The organism is Xanthomonas sp. Leaf148 (assembly GCF_001423585.1).
Taxonomy (GTDB): domain Bacteria; phylum Pseudomonadota; class Gammaproteobacteria; order Xanthomonadales; family Xanthomonadaceae; genus Xanthomonas.
Genome location: NZ_LMOP01000013.1, coordinates 83,390 through 98,015 on the forward strand (window position 1 = coordinate 83,390; position 14,626 = coordinate 98,015).

A 14,626-nucleotide genomic window follows, 5' to 3' on the forward strand; every position below is an offset into this window, starting at 1 on the left:
GTTCGCTGTAGAATTTCGCCTCCCAAGCGGGAATAGCTCAGTTGGTAGAGCGCAACCTTGCCAAGGTTGAGGTCGCGAGTTCGAGTCTCGTTTCCCGCTCCAGATTTAGACAAGGCCCCATGTCCGAGGTCTCGTTGTTTCAAGGCAGGACGCCTTGAGTTTGATGTTTCGGCCTGGTGGTAGAGTGGTTATGCAGCGGACTGCAAATCCGCGTACGCCGGTTCAATTCCGGCCCAGGCCTCCACATCGCATGCGTATGTTTCTTATCGGCAGCATTGATGGGGCTAGCGCAACGAAGTGACAAGCTGTACAATTTAGTTTCATGCGGGAATAGCTCAGTTGGTAGAGCGCAACCTTGCCAAGGTTGAGGTCGCGAGTTCGAGTCTCGTTTCCCGCTCCAAATTCAAACCCCGGATATCTCGCGATATCCGGGGTTTTTATTTGCCGCATCATCAAGAACGTTCTCGAATGATCAAACTGCCATTCATCTGAATTGGCAGCCAAGAAAATGTCTGCAGGACGGCAGAGCACCTGTGCGTTTGCGTGGTAGGCGCCCGCGTATGCGCGGCATGCGGTGTCGGCACGCAGACGATCAGATACATACTTAGGCCCGTGCCAGGCTGAGGCCCGTGCGATCGCTATCTGGCAAGAACTGGCGAATCGAGATGATCGCAGATGCGCCACCGCCTCATTCAGCGGCAACTTCTCGGGAGCTGATCGCTACACAGCCAACGTCTCACAGGCTGGGAATTCCTAGGAGCGCGAAAGCTGCCTGGCCAAGTCGGGGCGTATACGCCGACTGCTAGCAGTGCGACGCCTGCAAGAGCGTCTGGCGGGCAAGCGCCGCGATGGGAGCCGCGGACACGTTTCAGTGCATGAAGCAGGCCTCACCGCATGCTCGCGCACCCCAAACAACTGTTCGCGGGGCTGTGCTTGCGGAAGGCGACGTTGCTCGGAACAGGCTGACTGCACAGCAAGCAGCTCATCGCGGCGTGGCAGAGCCTATCGGACGACGACATATCATCGCGTCTGGTAGCAGATTTACTTGTCAGAGTGTGCCCGGGGCGGGGGTCGAACCCGCATAGCCTTGCAGCTGAGGGATTTTAAGTCCCTTGCGTCTACCAATTTCGCCACCCGGGCATTGCGATAGCGTGCCTGATTGCGCGGCGATTGTGAATCTCCAAACGACGATCCTGCCGACGGCCCGAGACATGCCGCGTGCGCTATGCTGCCGCCGCAATACCGCGCGGCAATCGACCGCGCAAGATCCCAAGGAACTGCATGTCCGGCAACACGCTTCTCCCCCTGCAGCAGGCACGCATTGCCGTCATCGGGCTCGGCTATGTGGGCTTGCCGTTGGCCGTTGCGTTCGGCGAGCACCGCGACACCCTGGGCTTCGACATCGATACGCAGCGGGTCGCCCAACTGCACGACGGTCACGATGCCACGCTGGAGTTGGACGCCGCCGAGTTGGCCGCGGCAACGCTGTTGCGCTACAGCGCAACAGCCACTGACCTGGCGAACTGCAGCATCTTCATCGTCACTGTGCCGACCCCGATCGACAGCTTCGAGCAGCCGGACCTGGAGCCGTTGCGCAGCGCCACGGCACTGATTGCCGCCGCGCTCAAGCCCGGCGATCTGGTGATATACGAATCCACCGTGTATCCGGGCACCACCGAAGAGGTCTGCGTACCGCTGCTCGAAGCTAGCTCCGGTTTGCGCTTCAACCAAGACTTTTTCTGCGGCTACAGCCCCGAGCGCGTCAATCCGGGCGACCGTCAGCGGCGTCTGCGCGATATTCGCAAGATCACCTCCGGCTCGACGCCGCAGGCTGCCGACACAGTCGATGCGCTGTACGCCAGTATCATCACCGCAGGCACCTGGCGCGCGTCGTCGATGCGCGTGGCAGAAGCAGCCAAGGTGGTGGAAAACATCCAGCGCGACGTCAATATCGCGCTGGTCAACGAGCTGGCGCTGATCTTCGACAAACTCGGAATCGACACGCTCGATGTGCTCGAAGCGGCCGGAACCAAGTGGAATTTTCTGCCGTTCCGGCCCGGTCTGGTCGGCGGCCACTGCATCGGGGTGGATCCGTATTACCTGATGCACAAATCCGAAAGCGTGGGGTACCACCCGGACCTGATCCACACCGCGCGCCAGGTCAATAACCGTGTCGGCCGGCATGTCGCCGAGCGCGTCTGCGGCATGTTGGCGCTGCGCGGCGTAACGCCGGCACAAGCGCGGGTGTTGGTGCTGGGCGCCACCTTCAAGGAAAACTGCCCGGACTTGCGCAATAGCCGTGCGCTGGAATTGGTGCAGTTGCTGCAGGCGGCCGGCGTGCACGTCGATACCTGCGACCCGTGGGCAGACCCGGCCGAAGCCCTGCAGCATGGTGGCGTGCAGCTCTGCGAGTCGCCGGACGAGGGGACCTACGATGCGGTCGTGCTGGCAGTCGCGCATGCGCAGTATCGCGACTACGACGTTGAGCGCATCGCCGCGCTCGGCAAGCCGGGCGCGGTGGTATACGACGTCAAGTCAGTGTGGCCGCGTGCGGCCGTCAGCGACCGCCTGTAGTGCGCTCGTGCCGCTGTTGCAACCAGTCGACGGCGCCGAGCGCGGCGCGTCGTCCGCTGGCAAAACATGCGGTCAGCAGATAGCCGCCGGTCGGGGCTTCCCAGTCGAGCATTTCGCCGGCACAGAACACGCCCGGTTGTGCGCGCGCCATCAGCTGCGCGTCCAGCGCTTCCAATCGCACGCCACCGGCTGAACTGATTGCCTCGGCCAGCGGACGCGTCCTCAGTAGGTGCAGTGGCAGGTGCTTGAGCGTCCGTGCAACCCGCGCAAGATCGTCGCCGGCTTGTTTGCCCAGATGTTCGTACAGCAGTGCGGCCTTGACGCCTTCGATGCCGACCTGGCGACGCAAATGCTCGCTGAAACTGCGCCCTTTGCGCGGTAGAGCCAACTCGGCACTTACCCGTTCCAACGTCCGTCCGGGCACGAGATCCAGGCCGAGCTCGGCCTCGCCATGTGCATCGATCTGGTTGCGCAACTCTGCGGCGATCGCGTAGATCAAACTGCCTTCGATTCCGCTTTCGGTCGCAACGCATTCGCCCTGCAATGCGTGCTGCACGCCGGCGCCATCGCGCCAGTGCGCGACGACCGGCTTGAGCGGCGCGCCTGCATGCCGTTGCACAAAGTGCGCGCTCCAGTCGATATCGAAACCGCAGTTGGCGGGCACCAGCGGCGCAACGGCGATGCCGCGCTGCTGCAGCGGTGCCTGCCAAAGCCCATCCGAGCCAAGCTGCGGCCAACTGCCGCCACCCAGCGCCAGCACCACTGCATCGGCATGACATGCGATCTCGCCCGCAGCCGTTGCGAACTGCAGCGCGCCGTCGTCGTTCCAGCCCAACCACCGGTGCTGCACATGGAAGTTGATGCCCTGTTCCTTGAGTCGGCGCACCCAAGCGCGCAGCAGCGGCGCAGCCTTGCGATCGATCGGGAACACCCGCCCAGAGCTGCCGACATAGGTCTCCACACCCAGGTCGCGCGCCCAGGTACGCGAGGCGTCCGCGTCGAAGTCCTGCAGCCACGATGCCACTTCCTGCGTGCGCTCGCGGTAGCGCTGCGCAAACAGCGGCATGGGGTCGGAGTGGGTGAGATTCAGCCCACCCTTGCCGGCAAGCAGAAACTTGCGCCCCACCGAACCCTTGGCTTCGTAGAGATCGACCGCGATGCCGGCAGCGCCCGCGACTTCAGCGGCCATCAACCCCGCAGGCCCGCCGCCAATCACCGCCAGCCGCGGTCTGTTCGCATCCATCATTGCTCAGGCACTCAGCGCGGCTGTACGCCGAGCAGCTCCACATCGAACACCAGCGATGCGCCCGGCGGGATCACACCGCCCGCGCCGTTGTCGCCGTAACCGTACTCAGGCGGAATCAGCAAGGTGCGCTTGCCACCCACGCGCATACCGGCAACGCCGTCGTCCCAACCCCGGATCACCTGGCGACCGCCCAGCACGAACTGGAAGGGTTCTGCGCGATCGAGCGAGCTGTCGAATTTCTTACCATGCTTGTCGGCAGCTTTTTCGTCGTACAGCCAGCCGGTGTAGTGCACGGTGACCATCACGCCCGGAGTGGCTTCCGCGCCGGTGCCGACAGTGCGGTCGATCCGCTCGAAGCTGGCGATCGTGCCACCGGACGGCGGCAGGGCAGGTGCACAGCTGGCGAGCAACAAGGCGGCACAGAGCGTCAACAGAAGGCGCATGGGGTGGTCCATGAAGGGAGGCCGCCATTATCGCACCTGGCTCCCGTTATCATCGCGCCATGGCCAAGCTGCTGCTCAATCTGCGCAATGTTCCCGACGACGAGGCCGATGAGGTGCGGGCATTGTTGCGCGAACACCTGGTGCAGATCTACGAGACCCGGCCCAGCAACTGGGGCATTTCCGCTGGCGGTGTCTGGCTCAGCGACGATGCCGAGTACCCGCGCGCCAAGGCGGTACTTGATGCCTATCAAGCCCAGCGTGGGGCGCTTGCGCGGGCGCAACGCCAGGAAGCCATCGCTGCGGGCACCGCAGAAACGTTCGGGGCATTGCTGCGCAAGCGCCCTGTCTTCGTGATCGTCACGCTGCTGGGGATGCTGATCGTCGCATCGTTGGTGTTACTGCCGTTTCTGCTGCTGCGCGGCTGACGGCGCTTAGCGCCGTGACCGGCGATGGTGGCGGGAGCTGGGCACATCCGAATACCTGTTGTCCTGACGCGCATTGAGTCAGCGCGGTCTGCGCTCGCTGCCTGCAGGGCGATGGATCATTCGACAAGCGCTCGCTAGCCGGGGTCGGGCACCCTAAAATACCCGGATGATCACCAATACCGCGGCGTATCAATTCGTCACCGTCCAGGACCCGCAGCAGCTGGCAGACAGCGTGCTGCTACACGCCGAGCAGCAACTGCTGAAGGGCTCTGTGCTGGTGGCCGCAGAGGGCATCAATCTGTTTCTGGCGGGCGACGCCGAGCGGATTGGTACGTTTTATCGCTGGCTGCAGGCCGACCTACGGTTTGCGCAGATGCGCATCAAGTACAGCCAGAGCACGCAGCAGCCGTTTGCGCGGCTCAAGGTCAGGGTCAAGCCGGAGATCATCAGCTTCCGTCGTGACGATGCATCGCCGCTGCAAGGCCGTGCGCCGACGGTGACGCCTGCTGTGCTGCGCGAGTGGATGCGCAACGGACGAGATGACCAGGGTCGCCCGTTGGTGCTGTTGGATACGCGCAATGCGCAGGAAGTGGCCTATGGCACGTTCCAGGGCTCGCTGACCTTGCCGATCGACAAGTTCACCGAGTTGCCCGCAGCACTCGCGTCGCATCGTGCCGCATTGGCTGATGCGACGGTGGTGAGCTTCTGCACCGGCGGCATCCGTTGCGAGAAGGCTGCGCTATGGATGCAGGCCGACGGCATGGATAACGTGCTGCAGCTGGAAGGCGGAATTCTTGGCTATTTCGAAGAAATCGGTGGCGAAGGCTATGACGGCCGCTGTTTTGTGTTCGATGAGCGCGTTGCACTGGATCCCGCATTGCGCCCGCTGGTGGACGATGCGCGGACCACAGAACCGGGAAAAGTCTGACCGGACGCGGCTGTATTGCCCGATGCAGCCGGTCCTGCGGGCGCTTGCATCATGCGAACACATTGCAATGGCACACCAGGCACGTGTGGTTACACGCAAAAGAGCGCACTTTTCGCTCTAACTTGAATGTAATACGTCGCATCGTGCTTGCCCTGAATTATTCACGGAGCTAGGCTGCACCAGCCAGCCGCACAGCGAGGACAACAAGGATGACCATCAGAGTTTTTCTGATCGACGATCATGCACTCGTGCGTACCGGCATGAAGATGATCCTGTCCAAGGAAGTAGACGTCGATGTCGTGGGTGAGGCAGAGAGCGGCGAAGCGGCATTGCCGCAGGTTCGTCAGCTCAAGCCGGATATCGTGCTGTGCGATCTGCATTTGCCCGGTGTCAGTGGCCTGGAAATCACCGAGCGCATCGTCAAGGGCGATTACGGCACACGTGTGATCATCGTCTCGGTGCTGGAAGATGGCCCGTTGCCGAAGCGTCTGCTCGAAGCGGGCGCGTCCGGCTATGTGGGTAAGGGCGGCGACGCGCATGAGTTGTTGCGCGCGGTACGCGAGGTTGCCTTGGGGCGGCGTTATCTGGGCAACACGATTGCGCAGAATCTTGCGCTGTCCAATCTGGAGGGTGGCAGCTCGCCATTCGACGCCTTGTCGCCGCGCGAGCTGGAAGTCGCCTTGTTGCTGACGCAAGGTCTGCGGCAGGAAGACATCGCCAAGCGGCTGAATCTCAGCGCCAAGACCATCAATACGCACAAGGCACGCTTGTTCGAAAAAGTCGGTATCCAGGACAACATCGCTCTCGCACGCCTGGCGAATCAATACGGCCTGACCGATCCTGCTCGCACGATGTAGCGCTTTTCACCCTCAGCACTCGCCTCTGCGCGTTGGTTGAGCGTAGTTGAGTGATTCGGTGGACCTGAGTGCCTATGCGCCTGTTCGCTGTTTATGCATGGCAGTGAATGTGACTAACTAGCCGTAGCGGGCAATCGTCAGGTAAGTGAATCCGCACCCCGACTGGACGGATAGCGTGAGAACGCTATCCGCCTCCTCACTGCCGGCCAGTGTGACGAGCCTGTGGCGGCGTAGGCGACTGAAACTAACTGGACCGACTGCTCTACTGCAGCCAGCCGAACTGCGCGGTTGCAAGCGTCGCTTGATCGACATGCGGCGCACCGACCTGTTCGCCGGGCAGTGCCTGTCCAATGCTGACCACGGACCGCGCGTGTCTGGCTGCTGCGCAGGTGCTGTATTGACGCTCCATGTGCAGTCGTCATCTGCTCTGCCGGTTTGCCAGATTTGTTGATCGCGTTGATGCGAGGCAGCGTTGAAACCGCTGGATAAAGCCGAGGCCGTTCCCGTTGAACCCGGTCTTTGCCTACTTGATCAGGGGGCAGACTGGTCCTTTCTGCAGAGCGACGGGATAACACGTCCTCGCGAGTACCAGGCAATCGACGCTGCGTTGAACATTTGCGTAAGCCGGGAATGCATCCAGTTCGACGCGTTGCGTCGGTATTGTCGTGGCGAATCGCGCATAAAAACAAAGCGGCCCGAAGGCCGCCGTATTTGACGCAGACCTGGCCCGAGCAATTCCGGCCAGATCGACCAGGCGTTGCAACGATCAGTGATCGTCGCGCGGCTTGTTGGTGTCGTCTTCCTGTACCGACCCAGTGCCGGCGTCAGCTGAGGGCGCTGCAGGCTTTGCGGCTTCGGAGACGACCACGGTCGGCTTCGGCTTGTCGGCCGCCTGTTCCTGCACCTGTACAGCTGCCTGCGGTGCTGTTGGCGTCGACTGCACTGGCGCCTTGTGCGGCACCGACGTTGCAGCCGCCGACGACGCAGGTGTTGCGTCGGCCTTGGGAGCCAGCGCGTCCAGCATGGTCGTCTGCACCGGGGCATACGGCTTGCGCACCGGAGCTGCCTGCGCATCGTCCGATGCTGCGGCGGCCTGCGGGACCGTAGCGGTGGATGTCACAGCGACATCTACCGAAGGCTTGCCCGCATTGGTCGGCTCGGCATGCGGCGCCTCGGCTGTGACCACGGCGGCCTGTGCCGCAGATGTTGCCGTTGCTGCAGGCGTCTGTTGCTCGGTAACAGGCGTTGCCGGTGCCGGCTTCACAGGCTCGGGTTGCACCGCACGCGTGACGGACTCCGATTGCACCGCAGGCGTCGCAGCGACCGCTGGAACAGCACGTGCCTGCGCATCGGCCGACGGTGCCGCAGCCGCAGTGTCGGTCGATGCATTGGGCACCGGCTTGGCCGGCGTGACCACGGTCGCTTCGACCACCGACGCGGTTGGGGCAGAGGGCTCGACAGGCTTGGTAACCGCAACCGGTGCAGCGTGGGCTGCCTCAGCGTTGGGCGTTGCAGTTGCAGGTATCGCAGCCGCTGCCGTATGGGCGGCAGCGGTCGATGCAACCGCAGCCGGAGCGTCACCCGAGGTCGCGTCAGCAACCTGAGCATGTTGGACGACCGGGGCAGGTGCCGAAGCCGCAGCTGTCGGAGCAACCGGGGACGGTGCAATTGCCGGAGTCGCAACGGTCGGCTGTGCCGCCGGCGCGGCCGCCACTGTCGCTCCATCACGTGCTCGGTCCGCTGCATCGGCAACCGGCGCCGATGCCTGCTGTGCGAACGACGATGCAGCGTTCGAGACCGGCGCGGTGGTCGACGTCATGTCGCTGTCCGATTGCGTTTCCGCACGTTCTTTCGGAACCGGACGCGGTTTCGGCGCTGCCGCTGCAGTGGTCTCAGGCCTGGTACGGGCAGCCGGGGCCGGTGCGTCATCGTCGAAGTCGAACTCCGGCTGGCCTGCACGCGGAGCGGCGGATGCCGAGTTCTGCGTACCGGCTTCGTCACCCTCGTTGTCACCATCGAGATCGCCGTCTGAATCACCGTCCAGATCGTCCGTTTCCAGACCATCGGCGTTGCTGCCACCTTCACCATTTGCACCGGCGCCACGACGACGACGACGACCGCCACGACGGCCGCGACGACGACGGCTTCCACCTTCGCCATTGGCCGCATCGTCGCCCGACGCGTCCTGGGTCTGGCCATCCGCACTCGCGTCGACGCCGTGATCGGCGGTGGACTCGCTCACCACAACGTCGACCGGGTGGGCCTGATTGGCTTCGTTCGCGGTGGTTTGCGTGTTGGCAGGTGCAGCGGTGTCGGCAATGGCCGCAACAACAGTCGAGGTGGTTGCCGTTGCTGCGGTCGACGTCAGCGTCTGTGCCGAAGCTGTGCCTTCCTCATCCTGACGCGCCGGGCGCGGCTGCCGTTCGGACGGCACGCCGTCCTGCTGTGCAGGTGCACGTGGCGGACGCGGCGTCTGGTTCTGCTGCTTGGGCTTCTGCTGCTGTGGTTGTTGCTGCTGCTTCGGTGCCTGCGCTTCGTTGCGCGGCGGCTTGGGTACCTGCACCTGCTGCTGGGCCTGGGCGCCAGCTTGTGCGGCCTGGCCGTTCTGGCCATTGGCCGGCTGACGGCGCTCGTCGCGACGCTCCTTGTTAGCACCGTTGCCGTTGCCGCGCTGCTGATTGCCACCGTTGCCGTTGCGGGCATCGCGACCATCGCGACGTTGACCGCCACGCTCGCCGCGCTCGTTTCGATTATTGCGGCCTGCATCGTTCTGGCGCGGACGCTGGTTCGACTCGGCTGCAGGAGCAACCGGCTCGACACCACCGAAGATGCGCTTCAGCCAGCCAACCACACCGGTGACCGGTGCCGGAATCGGCACGGTCACGACCGGGGCCGGTGCGGGAGTCGGTGCGACCGGGGCAGGGGCCTCTTCACGCACCGGAGCCGGCTGGCTCGGCTTGATCGATGTCACCGCAGGTGCTGCCGGAATGTTCAGCTGTGCCTTGGTCAGCGCATGCACCGGCAACTTGCGCGGAGTGCCGCGCTGGTAGCTGGGCTTGCCGCTGTCTTCGCCGAGCTCGTTTTCGCGCAGGCGGGTGACTTCGTAGTGCGGCGTGCGCAACTGCTCGTCGGCGACGATGATGATCGGCGAATCGTGACGCTGCTCGATCTCACGCAGCGCGCTGCGCTTCTCGTTGAGCAGGTAATTGGCGATCTCCACCGGGGCCTGGACCAGCACCTGTCCGGTGTTTTCCTTCATGGCGTGTTCTTCGGCCACGCGGATGATCGACAACGACAGCGATTCCACGCTACGCATGCGGCCATGGCCATCGCACAGCGGGCAGACGATCTGACTGGACTCGCCCAGGCTCGGACGCAGGCGCTGACGGCTCATTTCCATCAGGCCGAAGCGCGAGATGCGGCCCAGCTGCACGCGCGCACGGTCGTACTTGAGCGCGTTCTGCAGCTTGTTTTCGACTTCGCGCTGGTGCTTGGTCGACGCCATGTCGATGAAGTCGATCACCACCAGGCCGCCGAGGTCGCGCAGGCGCAGCTGGCGTGCGACTTCTTCGGCCGCTTCCAGGTTGGTCTGGAACGCGGTCTCTTCGATATCGCTGCCCTTGGTGGCGCGCGAGGAGTTCACGTCGACAGCGGTGAGCGCTTCGGTCTGGTCGACCACGATCGAGCCGCCCGACGGCAGCCGCACATTGCGCTCGTAGGCGCCTTCGATCTGCGATTCGATCTGGAAGCGGTTGAACAGCGGAATGTCGTCGGTGTAGTGCTTGAGCTTGCGCAGGCTCTGCGGCATCACCTGCTTCATGAATTCCTGGGCGTCGGCATACAGTTCCGGCGTATCGACCAGGATTTCGCCGACGTCGGCGCGCAGGTAGTCGCGCAGTGCGCGGATGATCAGGCGCGACTCCTGATAGATCAGGAACGCGGCCGGCTTGCTCAGCGCAGCCTCGGCGATCGCCTTCCAGGTCTGCAGCAGGTAATCCAGGTCCCACTGCAGTTCTTCGGCGTCACGGCCGACACCGGCGGTGCGGATGATCACGCCCATGTCGTCGGGGATATCGAGCTTGTCCAGCGCTTCCTTCAGCGCGGCACGGTCTTCGCCTTCGATCCGACGCGACACGCCACCGGCGCTCGGCGAATTGGGCATCAGCACCATGTAGCGGCCGGCCAGCGAAATGAACGTGGTCAGGGCGGCGCCCTTGTTGCCACGCTCTTCTTTGTCGACCTGCACCACGATTTCCTGGCCTTCGCGCAATAGCTCGCGAATGGTCGACTTGTTGTGGTCGACGCCGGCCTGGAAATAATCGCGGGAGATTTCCTTCAACGGCAGGAAGCCATGGCGCTCGGCGCCATAGTCCACGAACGCCGCCTCCAGAGAGGGCTCAAGCCGGGTGATACGGCCCTTGTAGATGTTGGACTTCTTTTGTTCCTTGGACGGCTGTTCGATGTCGATGTCGTACAGGGTCTGGCCGTCCACAATCGCCACGCGCAGTTCTTCTGCCTGCGTTGCGTTGATCAGCATTCGCTTCATTGTTGCGTTCCTCACGCGCTCTACCGCGCGGAACGCCGTGACGTTTCGCCTCTGGAACAGCTTGTCGGCCCTTCGCGCAACGCGCGGACAGGCCTGACCAGGGTTTCCAGCGCTGCAACACCACGGCAGGCCGCGGGAGCGCTTGTCTTTAAGTTTTATAGGTGTTTCAGGGCCGGCAGCCGCGTCCGGACGGACCGGGGCAGCGCACGGGACATGTTCAGCGCAACGGTCAAAAACCGCCGGCGATGGCCGGGTAGGCCGGTGAGCCGCTAACATGGCCGCCCCTGGGGCGGTGGTCGCGCACTGTGCCGGAATCATCGGAAGTCAGGCTTCTGGCCTATCAACTTCCAACGAAATCAAACCCTTATCTCGCTCGCCGAGTGTAACAGAATAAAGAGCCGGATGACCGACCCCCAGCCCCCCAAGCCGCCCGCCGACCGTGTGGGCGTGCGTATTCTCAAAGTTCCGGAAGACCGCGCTGGGCAGCGGCTGGATAATTTTCTGCTCGGCCAGCTAAAGGGTGCGCCGCGCAGCCTGATCTACAAGCTGGTCCGCAGTGGCCAGGTGCGGGTGAATGGCGGGCGTGCCAAGGCCGAGCGCAAGCTCGAAGGCGGCGAAGAAGTGCGCATTCCACCGGTGCGCGTCAACGAGGAGGGCGACAAGGCAGCGCCGCCGTCTTCGTTTATGGCGCGGCTGGAGGCGGCGATCGTGTTCGAGGACGCGCGTCTGCTGGCGCTCAACAAACCCACCGGCGTCGCCAGCCATGGCGGTAGCGGCATCAGCTTTGGCGCGATCGAGACCTTGCGCGCGCTCCGTCCGAACCAGACCCTGGAACTGGTGCACCGGCTCGATCGCGATACATCCGGTCTATTGATCGTGGCCAAGAAACGCTCCGCGCTGACCGAATTGCAGGCGCTGATGCGTGAGGACGATCGTGTCGAAGGGCGCGGCATCACCAAACGCTACCTGACCTTGCTGGTGGGGCGGATGCCGGACGGCGTCATGACCGTCGACGCACCGTTGCATATCGGCCTGCGTCAGGGCGGCGAGCGGCATGTGCAGGTCAATGCGATCGGCAAACCGTCGCTAAGCCACTTCAAGCTGCTGGAACGGCGCGGCGGGCACTCGTATTGCGAAGTGCGCATCGAAACCGGCCGCACTCATCAGATCCGCGTACATGCCCAGCACCTTGGCCACCCGGTCGCCGGCGACGATAAATATGGCGAGGCCGAGGTCAACAAGCGCCTGCGCGATCAGCTGGGTCTGAAGCGGCTATTCCTGCATGCGGCCTCGCTGGAGTTCGCCTTGGATGCGGGCAAGACTCCTTACGTGCTGAGCGCGCCGCTGGCCCCGGAGCTGGCCGAGGCGCTGGATCGGCTGGGGCGCTGACGCAGTCATTTCAGGCTGCGCGCGCCTCTCTTTTCGCGTACCTGGCACGGGATGACTGTCGTTCAACAGGACATCGGCGGTGCTGCTGCTGTTTCGGCTTGGTGAGCCGCTCCAGGGCAGCGGCCGCCACAGCGGGCCACTACGTCGAAGCTCTGTCAGCCACGCTTAGCTTAGCTATCGTGATGGTGGTCGCGATGCTGCGGTGCCTGTGCACGAGCGGGCGGACGTTGCGCATGCATTTCTGCCGGGTGGGCAGGAGTAGGGCGCGGAGGTGCGAAGGAAACCATGCGCTGCGGGTGCCGTTGCGGCTGAGCCTGGGGGATCGGCCGGGGCTCCCGGCGCGGCGGCAATGACTGCGCACGTTCCACCCGTTGCGGTGGCGCCAAGGCGGCTTGCTGAGGTGACGCAGTCCGCTGCTGCTCGTGCACCTGTCGAAACTGGAATTGCGCCGCTGTTGGCGCACGATGATTGACATCGTGTGGGTCGCGGTTGGCAAACGCAGCGTGTGCAGTGAGTGCTGGAGGTACTTGACGGGTCGCTTCGAATGCCGGCACGCGAGCCGCAGTGCTCGCCTGATGCAGCGGCTGCAATTGCGCCATGCGCTGTTGTGCAACCGGTGGCGCGGACATGCGGAACGCCGAACGCGCGCCAGAGGCGGGCATCGTTGCGGGGATATTCGGTGCGCGTAACGTTGCCTGAGTCTGCGACGGCATGTTCGCCGGCTCTGCAGCGTGGGCTACCACCGGGCGGCCAGGCTGCAGCATCTGCCGGTCAAAATGCGGCGCTGACAGGTGCGCATAGTCGGGCGGACGTGGAGCGTTGGCGGGCGAGGGCGCTATGCGATTGGGGCGCTGCAGGTTTCTGAGCGACTGCGCACTTGCTGCCGCGGCGACCGGCAAGGCCGCGCGGTTGACTGGCAGCCCTGTCGGCGCCAATCCGGGAGCCGGTGCAGATGCCGCAGTGCTGTTGGGCCCATACCGCTGGTTTTGCTGTAGGTACGAGCGCGCATCGATATAAGTGCTGCGGTTGTTGTTGATGATGGTGGTGCGCGGTGCATAGACGTGGTTCTGGTACACCACGTAATGCGGTGCGGCCGGCGGTGCGTTCCAGTCCACGCCCCAGCTGTTCCAACCCCAGTGGTGCCACGCCGGTGCCGGTGCGGCCCAGCCGAACCAGCCGTGGTGGTGTTCCAGCGCCCTGCCGACCAATACACCGACGCCAAACGACACCACTCCGGTGGTTACCACATCGCCCTGGTCGTACCAGCGCACCGGGCGATAGCGATAGTCGCGATAGACATCGACCGGTGTGCCGTAGACCACGCCCGGGTCGTAGCGCGGCACATACACCACCTCTGGCTGCGCGGGTTCGATGGTGATGACTTGCGACGGCGGCGGAACACGTTCGCCATCCAGGATCGGCGTGACCACCACATGCCGCGCCACCTGGACCTGCTGTTGCGGCGTGCTGCGCAGGTGGCCGCTGGCTTGAGCGCGCTGGCGCATGATCTGCACCGCGTTGAGGACATCGTTGGGGTCATGCGCGTACGCATCGCCGAGCGCGCGGGTCCAATCGAGATTGCCGGCCAGCTGGTCCACTACATCGGGGAAGGCAGTCAATGCCTTGACGCTGGGATCCCACGGCTGCGACACCGTGGCTTGCGCGCGGTCGGCGGCCGTCAAGTTGCGATTGCTGTGCAGCCAGTCCTGCGCGGTGAGCACCTGATCCGGGTAGACCGAAGCCGCCAGGGTCTGGGCCAACAGCTTGTCGGGAAACAGGGCGATCGGAGCGACCAACCGATACAGCTGATCGGCCGTCGGCGGCGTGTAGGCCGGGGCTGTTGAGGCGGGTGGTTCGACTGGAGCCGCTGCGGTTGCCGAAGGTACGGTGCGTTGGCAGCCCACCAGTGCCAAGGCGCCGCTGGATGCGATTGCCAGCGCCAAGCCAATGCGCCCCTGTGACCATGTGCGTTGCATACGGCACCTCGCTGTGCGCGTTGATGACGCGCGTACGATGCGCCGCATTCGATGTCTGGAAGCTTGCTGACGTGGTGCCGGTAATGGCCTGGCACGGCAGCGTTCAGCAGGACGGCGCGTTGACGAATCGCAGCGCTGCAGAGCGTGCGCAAGGCCGCCTGTGCGTCACAACGTCAGGGCAGTATTTGGTGGCACGTGCGCACGTTGCCTAGCAGCAGGGTCGGCCCGGACCATGCTTGCAT

The 14,626-nt window shown here is 64.0% G+C and carries 9 protein-coding genes and 4 tRNA genes; 8 read left to right on the forward strand and 5 right to left on the reverse strand.

Annotated features, from left to right (window positions below; genetic code table 11):
• The first annotated feature begins 26 nt into the window (after positions 1-26).
• The 3 genes from ASF90_RS19750 to ASF90_RS19760 all read left to right on the forward strand — a co-directional run bounded on the left by ASF90_RS19750 (position 27) and on the right by ASF90_RS19760 (position 400).
• Positions 27-102, forward strand: a tRNA-Gly gene (locus ASF90_RS19750).
• A gap of 68 nt (positions 103-170) precedes the next feature.
• Positions 171-244 (forward strand) — tRNA-Cys (locus tag ASF90_RS19755).
• A gap of 80 nt (positions 245-324) precedes the next feature.
• Positions 325-400: transfer RNA gene (locus ASF90_RS19760), tRNA-Gly, on the forward strand.
• A 656-nt stretch (positions 401-1,056) separates the two neighbouring features.
• Here the strand turns inward: ASF90_RS19760 and ASF90_RS19765 are convergent.
• Positions 1,057-1,140, reverse strand: a tRNA-Leu gene (locus tag ASF90_RS19765).
• 141 nt (positions 1,141-1,281) lie between these two features.
• On the opposite strand from ASF90_RS19765, the gene ASF90_RS19770 reads away from it, so the two are divergent.
• Positions 1,282-2,574: a nucleotide sugar dehydrogenase gene (locus ASF90_RS19770; protein ID WP_055854207.1), complete on the forward strand. Its 1,293-nt coding sequence runs from the start codon at positions 1,282-1,284 to the stop codon at positions 2,572-2,574.
• Here the strand turns inward: ASF90_RS19770 and ASF90_RS19775 are convergent.
• Together ASF90_RS19775 and ASF90_RS19780 are read right to left on the reverse strand one after the other, a co-directional pair.
• Positions 2,558-3,820 carry a TIGR03862 family flavoprotein gene (locus ASF90_RS19775; RefSeq protein WP_055854210.1) on the reverse strand — a complete coding sequence of 421 codons (1,263 nt, stop codon included), beginning with the start codon at positions 3,818-3,820 and terminating at the stop codon, positions 2,558-2,560. The genes ASF90_RS19770 and ASF90_RS19775 overlap by 17 nt on opposite strands.
• An 11-nt stretch (positions 3,821-3,831) precedes the next feature.
• Positions 3,832-4,263: an FKBP-type peptidyl-prolyl cis-trans isomerase gene (locus ASF90_RS19780; protein ID WP_055854212.1), complete on the reverse strand. Its 432-nt coding sequence runs from the start codon at positions 4,261-4,263 to the stop codon at positions 3,832-3,834.
• A 59-nt stretch (positions 4,264-4,322) separates the two neighbouring features.
• On the opposite strand from ASF90_RS19780, the gene ASF90_RS19785 reads away from it, so the two are divergent.
• The 3 genes from ASF90_RS19785 to ASF90_RS19795 all read left to right on the forward strand — a co-directional run bounded on the left by ASF90_RS19785 (position 4,323) and on the right by ASF90_RS19795 (position 6,473).
• Positions 4,323-4,688: a DUF6164 family protein gene (locus tag ASF90_RS19785; RefSeq protein ID WP_055854215.1), complete on the forward strand. Its 366-nt coding sequence runs from the start codon at positions 4,323-4,325 to the stop codon at positions 4,686-4,688.
• Between the two features lie 166 nt (positions 4,689-4,854).
• The gene (locus tag ASF90_RS19790) at positions 4,855-5,616 is read left to right on the forward strand and encodes a sulfurtransferase (protein WP_055854218.1); all 762 of its coding nucleotides are present in this window, start codon (positions 4,855-4,857) and stop codon (positions 5,614-5,616) included.
• A 209-nt stretch (positions 5,617-5,825) separates the two neighbouring features.
• Positions 5,826-6,473: a response regulator gene (locus tag ASF90_RS19795; RefSeq protein ID WP_055854221.1), complete on the forward strand. Its 648-nt coding sequence runs from the start codon at positions 5,826-5,828 to the stop codon at positions 6,471-6,473.
• Between the two features lie 766 nt (positions 6,474-7,239).
• Here the strand turns inward: ASF90_RS19795 and ASF90_RS19800 are convergent.
• On the reverse strand, positions 7,240-11,010 hold the full coding sequence (locus tag ASF90_RS19800; RefSeq protein WP_055854224.1) for an Rne/Rng family ribonuclease: 3,771 nt from the start codon (positions 11,008-11,010) through the stop codon (positions 7,240-7,242).
• A gap of 411 nt (positions 11,011-11,421) precedes the next feature.
• On the opposite strand from ASF90_RS19800, the gene ASF90_RS19805 reads away from it, so the two are divergent.
• Positions 11,422-12,408, forward strand: coding sequence for an RluA family pseudouridine synthase (locus ASF90_RS19805; protein WP_055854226.1), 987 nt, complete (start codon positions 11,422-11,424; stop codon positions 12,406-12,408).
• Positions 12,409-12,578: 170 nt separating this feature from the next.
• Here ASF90_RS19805 and ASF90_RS19810 read toward each other — a convergent pair whose 3' ends face one another.
• Positions 12,579-14,384: a DUF3300 domain-containing protein gene (locus ASF90_RS19810; RefSeq protein WP_082473632.1), complete on the reverse strand. Its 1,806-nt coding sequence runs from the start codon at positions 14,382-14,384 to the stop codon at positions 12,579-12,581.
• Between the last annotated feature and the right edge of the window lie 242 nt (positions 14,385-14,626).